The sequence below is a fragment of the Pseudomonas sp. McL0111 genome (assembly GCF_052567255.1).
The window spans coordinates 287,550-303,795 of the sequence record NZ_CP199585.1 but is presented as its reverse complement, the minus strand read 5'-3'; the positions used below and the strand labels follow the sequence as shown (position 1 = coordinate 303,795).

At 59.4% G+C, this 16,246-nt stretch carries 16 protein-coding genes; 13 read left to right on the top strand and 3 right to left on the bottom strand.

What is annotated here, in order from left to right:
- The first annotated feature begins 1 nt into the window (after position 1).
- From ACTWLJ_RS01530 to ACTWLJ_RS01495, 8 genes are all read left to right on the top strand, one after another.
- The gene (locus ACTWLJ_RS01530; RefSeq protein WP_401211485.1) at positions 2 to 1,003 is read left to right on the top strand and encodes a diguanylate cyclase domain-containing protein; all 1,002 of its coding nucleotides are present in this window, start codon (positions 2 to 4) and stop codon (positions 1,001 to 1,003) included.
- 225 nt (positions 1,004 to 1,228) lie between these two features.
- Positions 1,229 to 2,324 (top strand): peptide chain release factor 2 gene (gene prfB / locus ACTWLJ_RS01525; RefSeq protein WP_401211482.1). Its coding sequence is split into 2 segments (ribosomal slippage): positions 1,229 to 1,300 and positions 1,302 to 2,324, totalling 1,095 coding nucleotides; the frame shifts between segments, so codons are not numbered across the junction.
- Positions 2,325 to 2,438: 114 nt separating this feature from the next.
- Positions 2,439 to 3,941, top strand: a complete 1,503-nt coding sequence (lysS, locus tag ACTWLJ_RS01520; protein WP_445179622.1) for a lysine--tRNA ligase — start codon at positions 2,439 to 2,441, stop codon at positions 3,939 to 3,941.
- 114 nt (positions 3,942 to 4,055) lie between these two features.
- A complete protein-coding gene (locus ACTWLJ_RS01515) occupies positions 4,056 to 4,760 on the top strand; it encodes a TetR/AcrR family transcriptional regulator (RefSeq protein WP_401211913.1) in 705 nt (234 codons plus the stop codon).
- 132 nt (positions 4,761 to 4,892) lie between these two features.
- Positions 4,893 to 5,453 carry a hypothetical protein gene (locus ACTWLJ_RS01510; RefSeq protein ID WP_445179621.1) on the top strand — a complete coding sequence of 187 codons (561 nt, stop codon included), beginning with the start codon at positions 4,893 to 4,895 and terminating at the stop codon, positions 5,451 to 5,453.
- A 60-nt stretch (positions 5,454 to 5,513) separates the two neighbouring features.
- A complete protein-coding gene (locus tag ACTWLJ_RS01505; RefSeq protein ID WP_401211910.1) occupies positions 5,514 to 6,764 on the top strand; it encodes a flavohemoglobin expression-modulating QEGLA motif protein in 1,251 nt (416 codons plus the stop codon).
- A gap of 151 nt (positions 6,765 to 6,915) precedes the next feature.
- Positions 6,916 to 7,821 (top strand): alpha/beta hydrolase, encoded by a 906-nt coding sequence (locus ACTWLJ_RS01500; RefSeq protein WP_445179620.1) that lies wholly within the window; start codon positions 6,916 to 6,918, stop codon positions 7,819 to 7,821.
- Entirely contained in the window at positions 7,818 to 8,147 is a 330-nt protein-coding gene (locus ACTWLJ_RS01495; protein WP_445179619.1) for a hypothetical protein, read from the top strand. The genes ACTWLJ_RS01500 and ACTWLJ_RS01495 overlap by 4 nt, the downstream gene beginning before the upstream one ends.
- A 73-nt stretch (positions 8,148 to 8,220) precedes the next feature.
- Here ACTWLJ_RS01495 and ACTWLJ_RS01490 read toward each other — a convergent pair whose 3' ends face one another.
- The 3 genes from ACTWLJ_RS01490 to ACTWLJ_RS01480 all read right to left on the bottom strand — a co-directional run bounded on the left by ACTWLJ_RS01490 (position 8,221) and on the right by ACTWLJ_RS01480 (position 10,168).
- Complete coding sequence (locus tag ACTWLJ_RS01490) at positions 8,221 to 9,009, bottom strand: OmpA family protein (protein WP_445179618.1); 789 nt, start codon at positions 9,007 to 9,009, stop codon at positions 8,221 to 8,223.
- A 55-nt stretch (positions 9,010 to 9,064) separates the two neighbouring features.
- The gene (locus tag ACTWLJ_RS01485) at positions 9,065 to 9,469 is read right to left on the bottom strand and encodes a DUF4398 domain-containing protein (RefSeq protein WP_445179617.1); all 405 of its coding nucleotides are present in this window, start codon (positions 9,467 to 9,469) and stop codon (positions 9,065 to 9,067) included.
- Positions 9,470 to 9,823: 354 nt separating this feature from the next.
- Complete coding sequence (locus ACTWLJ_RS01480) at positions 9,824 to 10,168, bottom strand: pilin assembly protein (protein WP_445179616.1); 345 nt, start codon at positions 10,166 to 10,168, stop codon at positions 9,824 to 9,826.
- Positions 10,169 to 10,398: 230 nt separating this feature from the next.
- Between ACTWLJ_RS01480 and ppc the strand changes: the two genes are divergently transcribed.
- From ppc to ACTWLJ_RS01455, 5 genes are all read left to right on the top strand, one after another.
- Complete coding sequence (ppc, locus tag ACTWLJ_RS01475) at positions 10,399 to 13,029, top strand: phosphoenolpyruvate carboxylase (RefSeq protein WP_445179615.1); 2,631 nt, start codon at positions 10,399 to 10,401, stop codon at positions 13,027 to 13,029.
- A 301-nt stretch (positions 13,030 to 13,330) separates the two neighbouring features.
- Positions 13,331 to 13,978 (top strand): adenylate kinase, encoded by a 648-nt coding sequence (adk, locus tag ACTWLJ_RS01470; RefSeq protein ID WP_401211453.1) that lies wholly within the window; start codon positions 13,331 to 13,333, stop codon positions 13,976 to 13,978.
- Positions 13,979 to 14,071: 93 nt separating this feature from the next.
- Positions 14,072 to 14,746, top strand: coding sequence for a tRNA (adenosine(37)-N6)-threonylcarbamoyltransferase complex dimerization subunit type 1 TsaB (tsaB, locus tag ACTWLJ_RS01465; RefSeq protein WP_445179614.1), 675 nt, complete (start codon positions 14,072 to 14,074; stop codon positions 14,744 to 14,746).
- A gap of 326 nt (positions 14,747 to 15,072) precedes the next feature.
- Positions 15,073 to 15,381 carry a hypothetical protein gene (locus ACTWLJ_RS01460; RefSeq protein ID WP_445179613.1) on the top strand — a complete coding sequence of 103 codons (309 nt, stop codon included), beginning with the start codon at positions 15,073 to 15,075 and terminating at the stop codon, positions 15,379 to 15,381.
- Positions 15,381 to 16,241, top strand: coding sequence for a DUF72 domain-containing protein (locus ACTWLJ_RS01455; protein ID WP_445179612.1), 861 nt, complete (start codon positions 15,381 to 15,383; stop codon positions 16,239 to 16,241). The genes ACTWLJ_RS01460 and ACTWLJ_RS01455 overlap by 1 nt, the downstream gene beginning before the upstream one ends.
- Positions 16,242 to 16,246: the final 5 nt, after the last annotated feature.

Below are 16,246 nucleotides of genomic sequence, written 5' to 3'. Positions count from 1 at the left end.
CATGAATGACTTACAGATCGACGACATTAAAACCGACGAAAACGCCGCCATGGTGTTGTTGGTGGACGATCAGGCGATGATTGGCGAAGCCGTGCGCCGTGGGCTGTCGAATGAAGAAAACATCGACTTCCATTTCTGCTCCGACCCGCATCAGGCCGTTGCCCATGCGGTGCGGATCAAGCCGACGGTGATCCTGCAGGATCTGGTGATGCCCGGTCTCGATGGCCTGAGTCTGGTGCGCGAATATCGCAATCATCCGGCGACCAAGGACATTCCGATCATCGTGCTGTCGACCAAGGAAGACCCGCTGATCAAGAGCGCGGCGTTTTCTGCGGGGGCCAATGATTATCTGGTGAAACTGCCGGACACCATCGAACTGGTGGCGCGCATCCGTTATCACTCGCGCTCCTACATGACCCTGCTGCAACGCGATGCGGCTTATCGCGCCTTGCGCGTCAGTCAGCAGCAACTGCTCGACACCAATCTGGTGCTGCAACGGTTGATGAACTCGGATGGCCTGACCGGGCTGTCGAACCGCCGCCACTTCGACGAGTACCTGGAGCTGGAGTGGCGCCGTTCGTTACGTGATCAAAGCCAGTTGTCACTGCTGATGATCGACGTCGATTACTTCAAATCCTACAACGATACCTTCGGCCATGTCGAAGGCGATGAGGCGCTGCGCAAGGTCGCTACGGCAATCCGCGACGCCAGCGCCCGGCCATCGGACTTGCCTGCCCGTTACGGCGGTGAGGAATTCGCGCTGGTGCTGCCGAACACCTCGCCGGGCGGCGCTCGGCTGGTGGCGGAGAAACTGCGCCAGACCGTGGCGGCGCTGAAGATTCCGCACAATTCACCGGGTGACGGGGCGAGTCTGACCATCAGCATCGGCCTGGCGACCATGGTGCCGCAGACCGGCAGCGATTGCCGCTTGCTGATTTCGGCGGCAGATCGAGGCCTGTATCTGGCCAAAAACAATGGCCGTAACCAGGTCGGTATCGAATAGACCCAATTCCCTTGTGGGAGCGGGTCTGCTCGCGAATGCGGCGGCACATTCAACATATTTGTTGGCTGGTCCAATGCATTCGCGAGCAAGCTCGCTCCCACATTTGAAATGCACCATGCCAATGTCAAGCGATTCGCCCCGACAGCCGCCAGACGGGCTGCCGTGACAGCTTGATTACGTTATACTCGCCGGCTTTCAAAAGTTCGCCAACGAGTGCTGCCCGTCATGGAAATCAACCCGATCCTGAACACCATCAAGGACCTGTCCGAGCGCTCCGAAACTATTCGGGGGTATCTTTGACTACGATCAAAAGCATGAGCGTCTGACCGAAGTCAATCGCGAGCTTGAAGATCCGAGCGTCTGGAACAAACCTGAATACGCCCAAGAACTGGGCCGCGAGCGCTCTGCGCTGGCGCTGATCGTCGATACGCTCGACGAGTTGAACGCGGGTCTGGCCGATTGCCGTGACCTGCTGGACATGGCCGTCGAAGAGAACGACGAAGGCGCAGTGGGCGATGTCGTCGCCGAGCTGGCCCGTCTCGAGGCCAATCTGGCCAAGCTCGAATTCCGCCGCATGTTCAGCCATGAAATGGACCCGAACAACGCCTACCTGGACATCCAGGCCGGTTCCGGCGGTACCGAAGCCCAGGACTGGGCCAACATCCTGCTGCGCATGTACCTGCGCTGGGCTGACAAACGCGGTTTCGAAGCGACCATCATGGAGCTGTCGGCCGGTGAAGTCGCTGGCATCAAGGGCGCTACCGTGCACATCAAGGGCGAATACGCCTTTGGCTGGCTGCGTACCGAAATCGGCGTCCACCGTCTGGTGCGCAAGAGCCCGTTCGACTCCGGCAACCGTCGCCACACCTCGTTCTCCGCGGTTTTCGTCTCGCCCGAGATCGATGACAAGGTGGAAATCGAAATCAACCCGGCAGACCTGCGGATCGACACCTATCGTTCCTCCGGTGCCGGTGGTCAGCACGTAAACACCACCGACTCGGCCGTACGTATCACCCACGTACCGACCAACACCGTGGTCAGCTGCCAGAACGAACGTTCCCAGCACGCCAACAAAGACACCGCCATGAAAATGTTGCGGGCCAAGTTGTACGAGCAGGAAATGCAGAAGCGCAACGCCGCGTCGCAAGCGCTGGAAGACACCAAGTCCGACATCGGCTGGGGTCACCAGATCCGCTCTTACGTGCTCGATGCGTCGCGGATCAAGGATCTGCGCACTAACATCGAACGCAGCGACTGCGACAAGGTGCTCGATGGCGACATCGACGAATACCTGGAAGCAAGCCTGAAATCGGGGCTGTAAAAAGACGCAACACAGGATCGACTGATTCAACTCGATCCCTGTAGGAGCCAGCCTGCTGGCGATCCCCGGGCCGCAAGGCCCGGGGGCAACGAACCTGATGGAATATCTAAAGACATGAGCGACCAACAACTCGACCCGCAAGCCCTGCAACAGGAAGAAAACTCCCTGATCGCCCTGCGCAAGGAAAAGCTTGCTGCCGAGCGCGCCAAGGGCAATGCCTTCCCGAACGACTTCCGTCGCGAAAACTACTGCGAAGATTTGCAGAAGAAGTACGCCGACAAGACCAAGGAAGAGCTGGCAGAGGCTGCAATCCCGGTCAAGGTTGCCGGTCGCATCATGCTCAACCGTGGCTCGTTCATGGTGATCCAGGACATGACCGGTCGCATTCAGGTTTACGTCAACCGTAAAACCCTGTCCGAAGACACGCTGGCTGCGGTAAAAACCTGGGACATGGGCGACATCATTGCCGCCGAAGGTACCCTGGCGCGTTCCGGCAAGGGCGACCTGTACGTTGAAATGACCAACGTGCGTCTGCTGACCAAGTCGCTGCGTCCGCTGCCGGACAAGCACCACGGCCTGACCGACACCGAACAGCGCTACCGTCAGCGTTACGTTGACCTGATCGTCAACGAAGAAGTGCGCCAGACTTTCCGCGTGCGTTCGCAAGTGATCGCGCACATCCGCAGCTTCCTGATGGCACGTGACTTCCTCGAAGTCGAAACGCCGATGCTGCAGACCATTCCTGGCGGCGCCGCAGCCAAGCCATTCGAAACCCACCACAACGCGCTGGACATGGAAATGTTCCTGCGTATCGCGCCTGAGCTGTACCTCAAGCGCCTGGTTGTCGGCGGCTTCGAGAAAGTGTTCGAGATCAACCGCAACTTCCGTAACGAAGGCGTTTCGACTCGTCACAACCCTGAATTCACCATGTTGGAGTTCTACCAGGCTTACGCCGATTACGAAGACAACATGGACCTGACCGAAGAACTGTTCCGTGAACTGGCGCAGCTGGTTCTGGGCAGCACTGACGTGCCGTACGGCGAAAAAGTCTTCCACTTCGGCGAGCCTTTCGTGCGTCTGTCGGTGTTCGACTCGATCCTCAAGTACAACCCTGAGCTGACCGCCGATGATCTGAACGACATCGACAAGGCTCGCGCCATCGCCAAGAAGGCCGGCGCCAAGGTGTTGGGCTTTGAAGGTCTGGGCAAGCTGCAGGTGATGATTTTCGAAGAACTGGTCGAGCACAAACTCGAGCAGCCGCACTTCATCACTCAGTACCCGTTCGAAGTGTCGCCGCTGGCCCGTCGTAACGACGACAACCCGAACGTCACCGACCGTTTCGAACTGTTTATCGGTGGTCGTGAAATCGCCAACGCCTACTCCGAGTTGAACGACGCGGAAGACCAGGCAGAGCGCTTTATGGCGCAGGTGGCCGACAAGGACGCCGGCGACGACGAAGCCATGCACTACGACGCCGACTTCGTTCGTGCGCTGGAGTACGGCATGCCGCCAACGGCGGGTGAAGGCATCGGTATCGACCGTCTGGTGATGTTGCTGACCAACTCCCCGTCGATCCGCGATGTGATCCTGTTCCCGCACATGCGACCGCAAGCGTAAACGTTTCAGTTAAAAAGCCGCCTAAAACAGGCGGCTTTTTATTGCCTGTCTGGTACAAATGTATCAATTGGTTACTTTTGAAATAACAGAGGAAGTCCTGTCGTGATGGTTGCTATGGCTCAAGAGGGTGCAGCGGGTATCGCCACTGCGGTCGCTGAAAGTGTTCAGTACCAGGGCCGCAAGGCCAGCCGACAGGGCAGTGAACAGCGACGCCAGGACATTCTCGATGCGGCGATGCGCATTGTCGTGCGCGACGGCGTGCGTGCCGTGCGCCATCGCGCGGTGGCTGCCGAGGCCGCTGTGCCGCTGTCGGCGACTACTTATTACTTCAAGGATATTGATGACCTGCTCACCGATACCTTCGCGCAATACGTCGAACGCAGCGCCGAATACATGGCCAAGTTGTGGGTCAACAACGAAGGCCTGCTGCGCGAGATGGTGGTCAGCGGCGACGGTAGCCCGGAGTCGCGCTCGCAACTGGCGGACGATATCGCCCGGCTGATGGCTGACTATGTGCACCGGCAACTGGTCAACCGTCGCGAGCACTTGATGGCCGAGCAGGCGTTCCGCCAGGAAGCGCTGCTCAACCCGCGTCTGGCGGAACTGGTGCGCTCGCATCAGCAGATTCTGTTGCAGGGCACCTGCCAGTTGTTTCAGGTATTGGGCTCGCGTGAACCGCAACAGGATGCCAAAGTGTTGACGGCGATTATCGGCCGGATGGAATATCAGGGCCTGCTCAACGGCGCCGAGCCTTTGGCCGAACAGGACATGCTCGGTATCTTGAATCGGTATATGCACCTGGTACTCGCTTCGGTCTGACCAAGACCTTTGTAGGAGTGAGCCTGCTCGCGATAGCTGTCTGAGATTCAACATCTCTGTTGGCTGACATACCGATATCGCGAGCAGGCTCACTCCTACAGTGGGAGGCGGTGTGTTCATAGGGAGTTTTAAATGAAAGCCTGGCGTGGCGTGCTGATCGCCTTGTCGTTTCTGTTGCTCAGCGGCTGTCTGGTGACCTTCAAGGAGCCGATCCCCGCCAGTGACCCGGCGCCCAAGGGCTTGCTCGGCAAATGGTCGAGCATCAATGCCTGGGGCGAGCCGATGAATCTGGAGCTGACCCGCATCGGCAACGACCGCTATCAGGCTGTCACCTGGCTCAAAGCCAGACCCGGTGAGCGCGACGCCTATCCTTTCACTGTTTCGCGGCATGGCAGTCGCTGGTATCTGTCGGCGAAAGTCCCGGCACGTTTCGGCGGGCAATACACCATCGCCGGTTTCGAACTGACCGACAAACACGAACTGGTGGTCTACAACCTCGATCTCGAGCAGATCAATCAGGCGATCAAACAGCAAACCCTCGACGGTCAGGCCTTCGAGACCGACGACGGCGACGGCGTGCAGGTCGACAGCAGCCTCGACAAGGTCTTTGCTTACCTCGATGATCCAGCCAATTCCGACGTGTTCGTCGAAGCGGTGCGCTACCAGCGTCAGGCCAAAAGCAGCACCAAATAATCCAGTACGTCAGGTTTTCTACAGGAGTTTCGGGTGGACGATTACCAGCAGACGATACGCATGTTGTCCGATCGCATTGTGCTGGCGCAGACACCGATCCGCGTCCTCGACGCGGTCAAGTGGGACGAGAACGTGCGCAAGGGCTTCCTCAAGGCCAAGGGCAAGGAAATGCCCGCAGTCGATCGCGACTACTACCTCAACCGCCCGCTGACCTTCGATTCGAGCAAGGTCAAACTGGAATTCCAGAACATCGAGCGCGACATCACCCGCCAGCTCGGCCAGTTCAACCCGGTCGGGCAGATCATGCGCCGCATGTGCAAGGAATACCGGATGGTGGTGCGCATGCTCGAAGCGCGCGGCACCGAGGATTTCGGCCTGATCTCGCAGGAGTTGTACGGCGCCGCGTCCGACGCGTTCCATGCCGGTGACCCGACGCTGGCCGACCTCGGCCTGATGATGTCGGATTACCTGAACAACATCGATGGTCGTGGCGACCTGAAAGACGAACCGAAAATCCTCACCGCCAAGGACGCCGTGCATTTGTTGCAAACGCGTCTGAACAAGGTGTTCGGCGAGGCCGAGGAAACCATCCGTGTGTTCGAGTCTGACGGTATCGTCGCCGACGCGGCGGCGGGTGCCGACTACATCAAGATCCGCACCGACGCGATGTTCAACGACCGCGATGTGCGTGCGCTGGAGGTCCATGAAGGTTTGGTGCATGTGGGCACCACGCTCAATGGCTTGAATCAGCCGATCTGCACCTTCCTGTCGAAAGGCCCGCCGTCATCGACGGTGACTCAGGAAGGCCTGGCGATCCTGATGGAAATCATCACCTTCGCGTCCTACCCGAGTCGCTTGCGCAAGCTGACTAACCGTACCCGCGCCATTCATATGGTCGAGGAGGGCGCGGACTTCTTGCAGGTCTTCGAGTTCTTCCGCGAACAGGGCTTCGAAATGGCGGAGAGCTACGGCAACGCCAGTCGGGTGTTCCGTGGATCGACGCCAACCGGCCTGCCATTCACCAAAGACTTGTCCTATCTCAAGGGCTTTATCATGGTTTACAACTACATTCAGTTGGCCGTGCGTAAGGGCAAGCTTGAGCAGATACCGCTGTTGTTCTGCGGCAAGACCACGCTGGAAGACATGCGCACCTTGCGACAGTTGGTCGACGAGGGGCTGGTGGTGCCGCCGAAGTATCTGCCGGACCAGTTCCGCGACTTGAATGCGTTGGCGGCGTGGATGTGCTTCTCCAACTTCCTCAACCATTTGAGCCTGGACCGGATCGAGGCGGATTACTCCAACATCCTCTAACCACAACAGATACCCCTGTGGGAGCTAGCCTGCTAGCGATAGCCATTGCACATTCAACATTGATGTTGCCTGACACACCGCTATCGCCAGCAGGCTAGCTCCTACAGTTTTTTATTGTGTTTCAACCTGAACCTTCGCGAGGTTTCACCGGATGAGAATCCTCGGCATCTTCTGCCTGCTCCTGACCCTCGGTGGTTGCAGTTCGCTGCTGTTCTACCCCGAGCCAGGCCAGATCTTCACCCCGGAAAAAGCCAAACTCGAATACCGCACCGTGACCCTGACCACCGCCGACGGCCTCAAGCTGAACGCCTGGTGGCTGCCGGCCAAACCGGGGGTTGAGGTCAAAGGCACCGTCCTGCATCTGCACGGCAACGGTGGCAATCTGCCGATGCACCTCGGTGGCAGTTGGTGGTTGCCGAAAAACGGCTATCAAGTGTTGTTGGTCGACTATCGCGGTTATGGATTGTCCGAGGGCAAGCCAAGTTTGCCGGCGATCTATCAGGACATCGACGCCGCGTTCGCCTGGCTCGACAAGGCGCCCGAGGTCAAAGGCAAACCGTTGATCCTGCTCGGCCAGAGCCTCGGCGGTTCGATGGCGGTGCATTGGCTGGTGGAGCATCCCGAGCGGCAGAAACAGCTCAAGGCGTTGATCCTCGACGGAGCGCCCGCGAGCTATCGCAGCGTCGGCCAATACGCCCTCAGCACCTCATGGCTGACCTGGCCATTTCAAGTGCCGCTGTCGTGGCTGGTGCCGGACGGCGATAGCGCGATCAACGCGATGCCCAAACTCGACGGCGTGCCCAAGCTGATTTTCCACAGTATCGACGATCCGCTGGTACCGCTTTCCAATGGCATCCGTCTGTATCAAGCTGCGCCGCCACCGCGCGTGCTGCAACTGACCCGTGGCGGCCATGTGCAGACCTTTGGCGATCCGGTATGGCGCCAAGTGATGCTGCGCTATCTCGAAGACCCCGAGCATTTCAATGGCCTGCGCCGCCTCGGCGAAATCCCGAATTACCCGCAACCCCCGAATTCTGAAAATGAGAGTCCGCAATGAGTGAAGAACGTAACGCCATCCCGCTGATCATCACCGGTATCTGCAGCATCCTCGGCACCGTCGGTGCCCTGTGGTACTACGGCTATCTGCACTTCGCCAAACCCGAGGATGCGTTGCTGCTCAACGAATTCACCATGCTCAAGACCGTTCCCGGCGAAGACTACAAAGTCTCGCTGGACCCGGCCCCGCAAGTGGCGCAGTGCATCGATGGCGTTCTGGTGCTGTTCGATACCGAACAGAAAGGCCTGACCGGAGTACTGATCAACGGCCAGAAAAAAGCCGTGCGCTGCATGGGCGAAGAAACCCCGCAAAAACTGGAACCTTAAAAAGCAAAAGATCTTCAACAAAAAGCCCCGCCTGATCATCTCAGACGGGGCTTTTGCGTTACGGGTGTAAAGCTTAGTTCGAGCTGACTGCCGAACGCGGTGCAACTGGTTGGTTGTCGTTGGAAATGGTCACTTCCACCCGACGATTCATGGCACGGCCAGAAACGCTGCCGTTATCCGCTACCGGATATTCCTTGCCGTAACCCTGAACCACGATGCGCGCCGGATCGACGCCCATCTTGATCAGCGCTACTTGCACCGAGGTCGCACGACGCTCGGACAGCGACTGGTTGTAGTTCGCCGCGCCAGTGCTGTCGGTGTAGCCCTCGATGATCACTTTGCGGTCCGGGTTTTCCTGAAGGAATTGCGCCAGTTTGTTGATGTTCACCAGACCGCTGGATTTCAGATCGGCCTTGTTGGTGGCGAACAGCACGTCACCGAAAGTCACCAGCGTACCGCGATCGGTCTGCTTGGCGTTGAGGCTTTGCTGCAGTTGTTTGATCTGCTGATCACGGGCATCCAGACGCGCTTGAGCACGTTGTGCGGAGGCGTTTTTCAGATTGTTTTCAGCGGTGCGCAGGGCGATGGTCTGCTTCGCCACTTCGACGCGCTGGTTGGTCAGGTAAGCCAGTTGATCGACTTTGGACGCATCTTGCTTGTCCATGTAGGCCTTGTCAGCCTTGTCCAAGTAATCGCTGGCGTCCTTGGTTTCCAGTGCCGCCACTTTGCTTGCTTGCGGGTTGGCTTGCAGGCCGGCGTAGTTGGTGCGGGCCTGTTCCAGGTTCTGGTTTGGCGGAGTGGAGCAGGCAGCCAGGGCAACGCTTGCGGCCAGAAGAGCGGGAATCATCAGTTGCTTACGCATAATTTGTCGTCCTTTCTATCGATAAGAGTTTCAGCCTTGCAGTCGGGATGCGCGCTTATTGCACGGTGCGCTGACTTTCCTGACGCAGTTCCTGAACACCTTTCTGGGAATCCTTCACAGCCTGTTCGGCCTTGGCTGCCTGAGCCTTGCGCTCCGCTACGCGAGCGTCCCACTCGGCCTGCTCGGACAGGGTGCGAGCTTCGTCATACTTTTTGTCGTGCATGGCGATTTCGGCTTGTTTCAGTTTGTCCTGCGCTTGCTTCATCTCGACCGCTGCGAACTCGGTACCGCCAGCGCTGACGGCGCTGTTCACGGCCGATTGGGTCACCGCGTATTGCTCGGTCGGTGGATTACCGGCGCAACCGGCCAGAACGAAGCTGGTGCCGATGGCCAGAGCGGCCAGTTTCAGACCGCGCAGGTGGGAAAACGTGGTTGGGTTTTTCATGGTCTTCAACTCCATTAGGCATCTCCTGAAAACATCTGAATCCATGCCGGTCGAGGAGCCGCAAGCGTCGTGTGAAAGCGCTTTTTTGAAACGCTCGTACCAGGCGTGGTTACAGGTTCCGACCGGAGGCGTTTTTCAAAAGTTCAGAAAAGATGGCTACTGGCCAAAAAAAACATGACCGAATGGACAAGGCTCTAGAACGGGAACTTTGGCGGTGGGAAGGGGTACGCGCGGGTAGATATGGAGGGAGAAATACGGTCAATGTGGGAGCGAGCCTGCTCGCGAATGAGGTACGTCAGTCACCATCAATGTCGACTGATTCACCGCTTTCGCGAGCAAGCTCGCTCCCACAGTTTGATCGCTGTTGGATCAGTGTTTTTGCTTGCCGTCACTGGCCGACAAATCCTGCAAATGCCGCCGCGACAGCGCCAGAAAACGCGGCGTAGGCCCGACGTCCTCATACAGCGGATCACCTTCCTCATCGGTGGCAACCACGGTCGAACCTTTGACATACGGCAGACTCGCCTCGAACTCTTCGAGCGCGCAGCCGATCAGTTCGCCAAGTAGCTCCTCGGGGTGGCGTTTGGGGTACATTTCGGCAATCGCGGCCAGCCGGGCGGCGGCCTCGACATCCAGATGAATCGTGTAGCCAGTGTCGGTCAGGCGACCTTTGGCGTTTTCTTCCCAATGCTGGGCGAGTTCACGGATTTTCATAATGACCTCATGTCACACCTGCTCATGGCAGGCCCTTGTGAGTGTCCGCCGGCGGCCGGCGGCAAGCCGTTGTACGGCTTACTGTTGAGACTAGCTTTTAGCCACAAGGTTTAAAGTCCCTTCGTCGACTGCTTGTCAGACGCGCCGCAGAGCGGCACTCTCTATCCCCGAGCTTTCTGTGCACAGGCCTTTGTTTCCAAGCCGTCTGGATTACCGCTGGAGAACTGCTGATGACCGATATTGATGCACGCTTGCGCGAGGACGTTCACCTCTTGGGTGAGCTGTTGGGCAATACCATTCGTGACCAGTATGGCGAGGACTTTCTCGCCAAGATCGAGCAGATCCGCAAGGGCGCCAAGGCTGACCGGCGCGGCTCGATGGACGCCGAACTGAGCGCCAGCCTCAATCAGTTGAGCGAAGACGAATTGCTCCCGGTGGCGCGTGCGTTCAACCAGTTTCTCAATCTGGCGAACATCGCCGAGCAGTATCAGCTGATTCATCGTCGCGAAGAGTCGCAGCCCGCACCGTTCGAATCCCGCGTGCTACCGGAACTGCTGGCGCGCCTGCGCAGCGAAGGTCATAGCGCTGAATCTCTGGCGCGGCAACTGGCGCGACTGGAAATCGAACTGGTGCTGACCGCGCACCCGACCGAAGTGGCACGGCGCACACTGATCCAGAAGTACGACGCGATCGCCGCGCAACTCGCCGCGCAGGATCATCGCGACCTGACCAGCGCCGAACGCGAACAAATCCAGAACACCCTGCAACGGCTGATTGCCGAAGCCTGGCACACCGAAGAAATCCGCCGTACCCGGCCAACCCCGGTGGATGAGGCCAAGTGGGGCTTTGCGGTGATTGAGCATTCGCTGTGGCAGGCGATTCCGCACCATATGCGCAAGGCCGATCAGGCGCTGTTTGCTGCTACCGGCCTGCGTCTGCCACTGGAGGCGGCGCCGATTCGCTTCGCCTCGTGGATGGGCGGCGACCGTGACGGCAACCCGAATGTCACCGCTGCCGTGACCCGCGAAGTGTTGCTGCTGGCACGCTGGATGGCGGCCGATCTGTACTTGCGCGATGTCGATCACCTGGCGGCCGAGTTGTCGATGCAACAGGCCAGCGAAGCGCTCAAGGCCAAGGCCGGCGACAGCGCCGAACCGTACCGTGCGGTGCTCAAGCAATTGCGTGAACGGCTGCGAGCCACGCGTAACTGGGCACACGCCTCGTTAACCGCGACCACGCCTGCGCCAGCCGATGTGCTGCAAAACAATCGAGATCTGCTTGATCCGCTGGAGCTGTGCTTCAACTCGCTGCACGAATGCGGTATGGGCGTGATCGCCGACGGGCCGCTGCTCGATTGCCTGCGTCGGGCGGTGACGTTTGGCCTGTTCCTGGTGCGCCTCGATGTGCGTCAGGACTCGTCGCGACACAGCTCGGCGATGACTGAAATCACCGATTACCTGGGCCTGGGTCGCTATGAAGACTGGGACGAAGAGCAGCGCATCACCTTCCTGACCCGCGAACTCACCAATCGCCGGCCACTGCTGCCAGCGCATTTCAAGCCATCGGCCGACACCGCCGAAGTGCTCAATACCTGCAAGGAAATTGCCGCTGCACCGGGCGCCTCGTTGGGCTCTTACGTAATCTCGATGGCTGGCGCTGCATCCGATGTGCTCGCCGTGCAACTGCTGCTGAAAGAGGCCGGCGTGTTGCGGCCGATGCGCGTGGTGCCGCTGTTCGAAACCCTCGCCGACCTTGACAACGCCGGGCCAGTAATCGAGCGCCTGTTGCTGCTGCCGGGCTACCGCGCACGGCTGCAAGGCCCGCAGGAAGTGATGATCGGCTATTCCGACTCGGCCAAGGATGCGGGCACTACCGCTGCAGCCTGGGCGCAATATCGGGCGCAGGAACGTCTGGTGGAAATCTGCCGCGAACAGCAAGTCGAACTGCTGCTGTTCCATGGTCGCGGTGGCACCGTGGGCCGTGGCGGCGGTCCGGCCCATGCGGCGATTCTGTCGCAACCACCGGGTTCGGTGGCGGGGCGTTTCCGTACCACCGAGCAGGGGGAAATGATTCGTTTCAAATTCGGCCTGCCGGACATCGCCGAGCAAAACCTCAATCTGTACCTCGCCGCAGTGCTTGAAGCGACGTTGCTGCCGCCGCCGCCACCGACGCCGGAATGGCGAAATCTGATGGATGAATTGGCCGCCGACGGTGTCAGCGCTTATCGCGCCGTGGTGCGGGAGAATCCGCAGTTCGTCGAGTACTTCCGCCAGTCCACGCCGGAACAGGAATTGGGTCGCTTGCCACTGGGCAGTCGGCCAGCCAAGCGCCGTGCTGGCGGCATCGAGAGTCTGCGGGCGATTCCGTGGATCTTCGGCTGGACCCAGACGCGGCTGATGCTGCCGGCGTGGCTCGGCTGGGAGTCGGCGCTGAGCAAAGCGCTGGAGCGTGGCGAGGGTGAATTGCTCGGGCAGATGCGCGAGCAGTGGCCATTCTTCCGCACCCGCATCGACATGCTGGAAATGGTTCTGGCCAAGGCTGACGCGGATATTGCGCTGTCCTACGACGAGCGACTGGTGGAGTCGGACTTGTTACCTTTGGGTGTGCACTTACGCGACCTATTGTCGCAGGCATGTTCCGTGGTGCTCGGCCTGACCGGGCAGTCGCAGCTGCTGGCACATAGCCCTGACACCCTCGAATTCATCCGTCTGCGCAACACCTACCTCGACCCGCTACATCTATTGCAGGCGGAACTGTTGGCCCGTTCGCGGCAGCAGAATGTCGAGCAGGGCAGCCCGGTGGAACAGGCGCTGCTGGTGTCTGTGGCGGGGATCGCCGCCGGTTTGCGCAATACCGGCTAAGGTTTTTGCTGGAGCGTACCGTGCCCGGGGCCAGCCTCGGGCGCTGCTTTGTGCGCAGGGGTAATGTGCGGTCAGGCGACAGTTAATGATGGGGTTGCGACTTGGGTTACCGGGTCGCAAGGTCGCGGAAGACGTCGGTTTCTCCGACTTTTGGCGTCTTGTGTGGGCGCAGCCTGCTGTGTATCTTGATCAGCCTTTGGCCGTTTGGGCGGCCACGACCGGTTTTTGACAAGATTTGCCCGAAGAGGCGAATCCTTTGTTTTGTATAAGCTTTCTATAAAAAAATTGAGGAGCACATCTAATGCGCGTCATTCTGCTGGGAGCTCCCGGGGCCGGTAAAGGTACTCAGGCTAAGTTCATCACCGAGAAATTCGGCATTCCGCAAATCTCCACCGGCGACATGCTGCGTGCTGCGGTCAAGGCCGGCACTCCACTGGGCGTTCAAGCCAAGAGCATCATGGATGCCGGCGGCCTGGTGTCGGATGACCTGATCATCGCATTGGTCCAGGACCGTATCGCGCAAGCAGATTGCGCCAACGGCTTCCTGTTCGACGGTTTCCCGCGCACCATTCCTCAGGCTGAAGCGCTGGTCACTGCCGGCGTCGAGCTGGACGCAGTGGTTGAAATCGCTGTTGAAGACGAAGAAATCGTTCAGCGTATCGCTGGTCGTCGCGTTCACGAGGCCAGCGGCCGCGTTTACCACATCGTCTACAACCCGCCGAAAATCGCTGGCAAAGACGACATCACCGGTGACGAACTGGTGCAGCGCAAGGACGACACCGAAGAAACCGTGCGTCATCGCCTGTCGGTCTACCATTCGCAGACCAAGCCGCTGGTGGATTTCTACCAGAAGCTGTCGGCCGCCAACGGCAAGCCGAAGTACAGCCACATCCCTGGCGTCGGTTCGGTTGAAGCAATCACCGCCAAGGTGCTTGAAGCGCTGAGCTGAAATGTCTGATCGGCTGCATCATCCACGGCCCGCTTGCGGGCCGTAGTTGTTTATACTGGCGCACTTTTCCCCACCCCTGTTTTGGAAACATCGATGAGCACCTTGCTGGCCCTGGACACCGCGACTGAAGCTTGCTCCGTTGCCTTGCTGCATGACGGCAAGGTCACAAGCCATTACGAGGTGATCCCGCGCCTGCATGCGCAGAAATTGCTACCGATGATCCAGCAACTGCTGGCCGACGCCGGCACCACCCTGCAAGCGGTGGACGCCATCGCGTTCGGCCGTGGCCCGGGGGCTTTCACCGGCGTGCGGATTGCCATCGGTGTGGTGCAAGGGCTGGCGTTCGCGCTGGATCGTCCGGTGCTTCCAGTGTCCAACCTAGCTGTGCTGGCGCAGCGTGCCTATCGCGAACATGGCGTGAGCCAGGTGGCGGCGGCAATCGATGCGCGAATGGATGAAGTCTACTGGGGCTGCTATCGCGAGACGGCGGGGGAGATGCGTCTGGTGGGTGTCGAAGCGGTGTTGCCTCCGGAAGTCGCGGCGCTGCCTGCGGATTCGACCGGCGACTGGTTCGGTGCTGGCACTGGTTGGGGTTATGGCGAGCGAATCGCGGTCAACCTGACCGGTTCGGACGCTGGCATGCTGCCCCACGCCGAAGACCTGCTGACCCTGGCGCGCTTTGCCTGGGAGCGCGGCGAATCGGTTCCGGCCGACGACGCACAACCGGTTTACCTGCGCGACAAAGTAGCCACCCCCAAGGCTCGTTGAATGCAAGTGTCCTGTAGAGAGAGCTTTTGTGGCGAGGGGATTTATCCCCGTTCGGCTGCGCAGCAGTCGTAGTCGCGTAAAACGCGGTCCTTCAGTAATACAGTGTTTGCTGGTTTTGGGGTTGCTCCGCAACCCAGCGGGGATAAATCCCCTCGCCACAAAAAACTTCGCAATCCCGGCGTCTTTATTCCAATTCCTGCCAATCGTCAGTTTCCAGCCCCTCGCTTTAAACCTTTTGCCCTTTATGTGTTCTAGTTATCACTCGGCGATTTGCTAAGTCGGTCAGGTGCCGCTAAATTGCCATCATTGATACCGAGCATGAATTTATGCGTATAGACGGCCTTTCCTCTCAGTCCTACCCCATCAAGCGCAAGCCTCGCAAAGGCAATGTTGCGCAGGATGAATCCGTCGATGATATCGAAGGCGAGCTGGAATTCCCGACTGAAGCGCAACTGGCCGCACGTGCAGCCAAAGCCACTGCGCAACGCCTGAGCAATCTGCCGGCCCGTCAGCAAGACCTGATTTATCACCGTGCGATGAGCAAAAGCGTAGCGATGGCCCTTGCCAGCTACCTGAGCACCGCCGGTTTTGTTGATTGGGATGCCGACGTGCTGGGCCTCGATCTGTACATCTGATGGATCTGCCTTACTACCTCGGTTGCCCGTCCTGGAGCGAAAACGCCTGGCGCGAGTATCTGTACCCGGTAGACGCAAAAACTTCCGACTTCCTCGGTCTCTATTCCCAAGTGTTCAACGCCGTAGAGGGCAACACGACCTTCTACGCCAGCCCGTCGCCGGCCACCGTGCAGCGTTGGGCCGAGATCATGCCCGAACACTTTCGCTTCACCGCCAAGTTTCCCGGTGACATCAGTCACGGCGGCGACTTGCGCGAACAACTGACCGCCGCCGAAACCTTCATTCAGCTACTCCGTCCGCTCGGCCAGCGCGTATCGCCTCTGTGGCTGCAACTGTCGAAAAGCTTCACCCCGCAACGACTGCCGGAGCTGGCGGCGTTCATCGATGCGCTGGACTGCCCGCTGGCGGTGGAAGTGCGGCACGAACAGTTCTTCGCCAAAGGTGAAAGCGAACGCCTGCTCAATCGGCTGTTGCTCGACCGTGGCGTGGAGCGCATCTGCCTCGATCCGCGTGCGTTGTTCAGTTGCCTGTCGACCGAGTCTTCGGTGATCCACGCCCAGTCGAAAAAGCCCCGCGTGCCAACCCGGCCAGCGGCGTTCACCCAATTTCCGCAGGTACGGTTCATCGGCCATCCCGATCTGGAAGCCAACGATCCGTTCCTCGTGCCATGGGTGGCGAAAATCGCCGAGTGGATCGAAGAGGGCCGCACGCCGTACATCTTCCTGCACACCGCCGATAACCTTTTGGCGGCGAAGCTGGCGCAACGTTTTCACGCACAATTGATGCAACGTTTGCCTGGCCTGCCATCCCTGCCTGAGCTATACAGAGAACCCGCCGCCGAGCAACTTGGCCTGCTCTGAGGCGG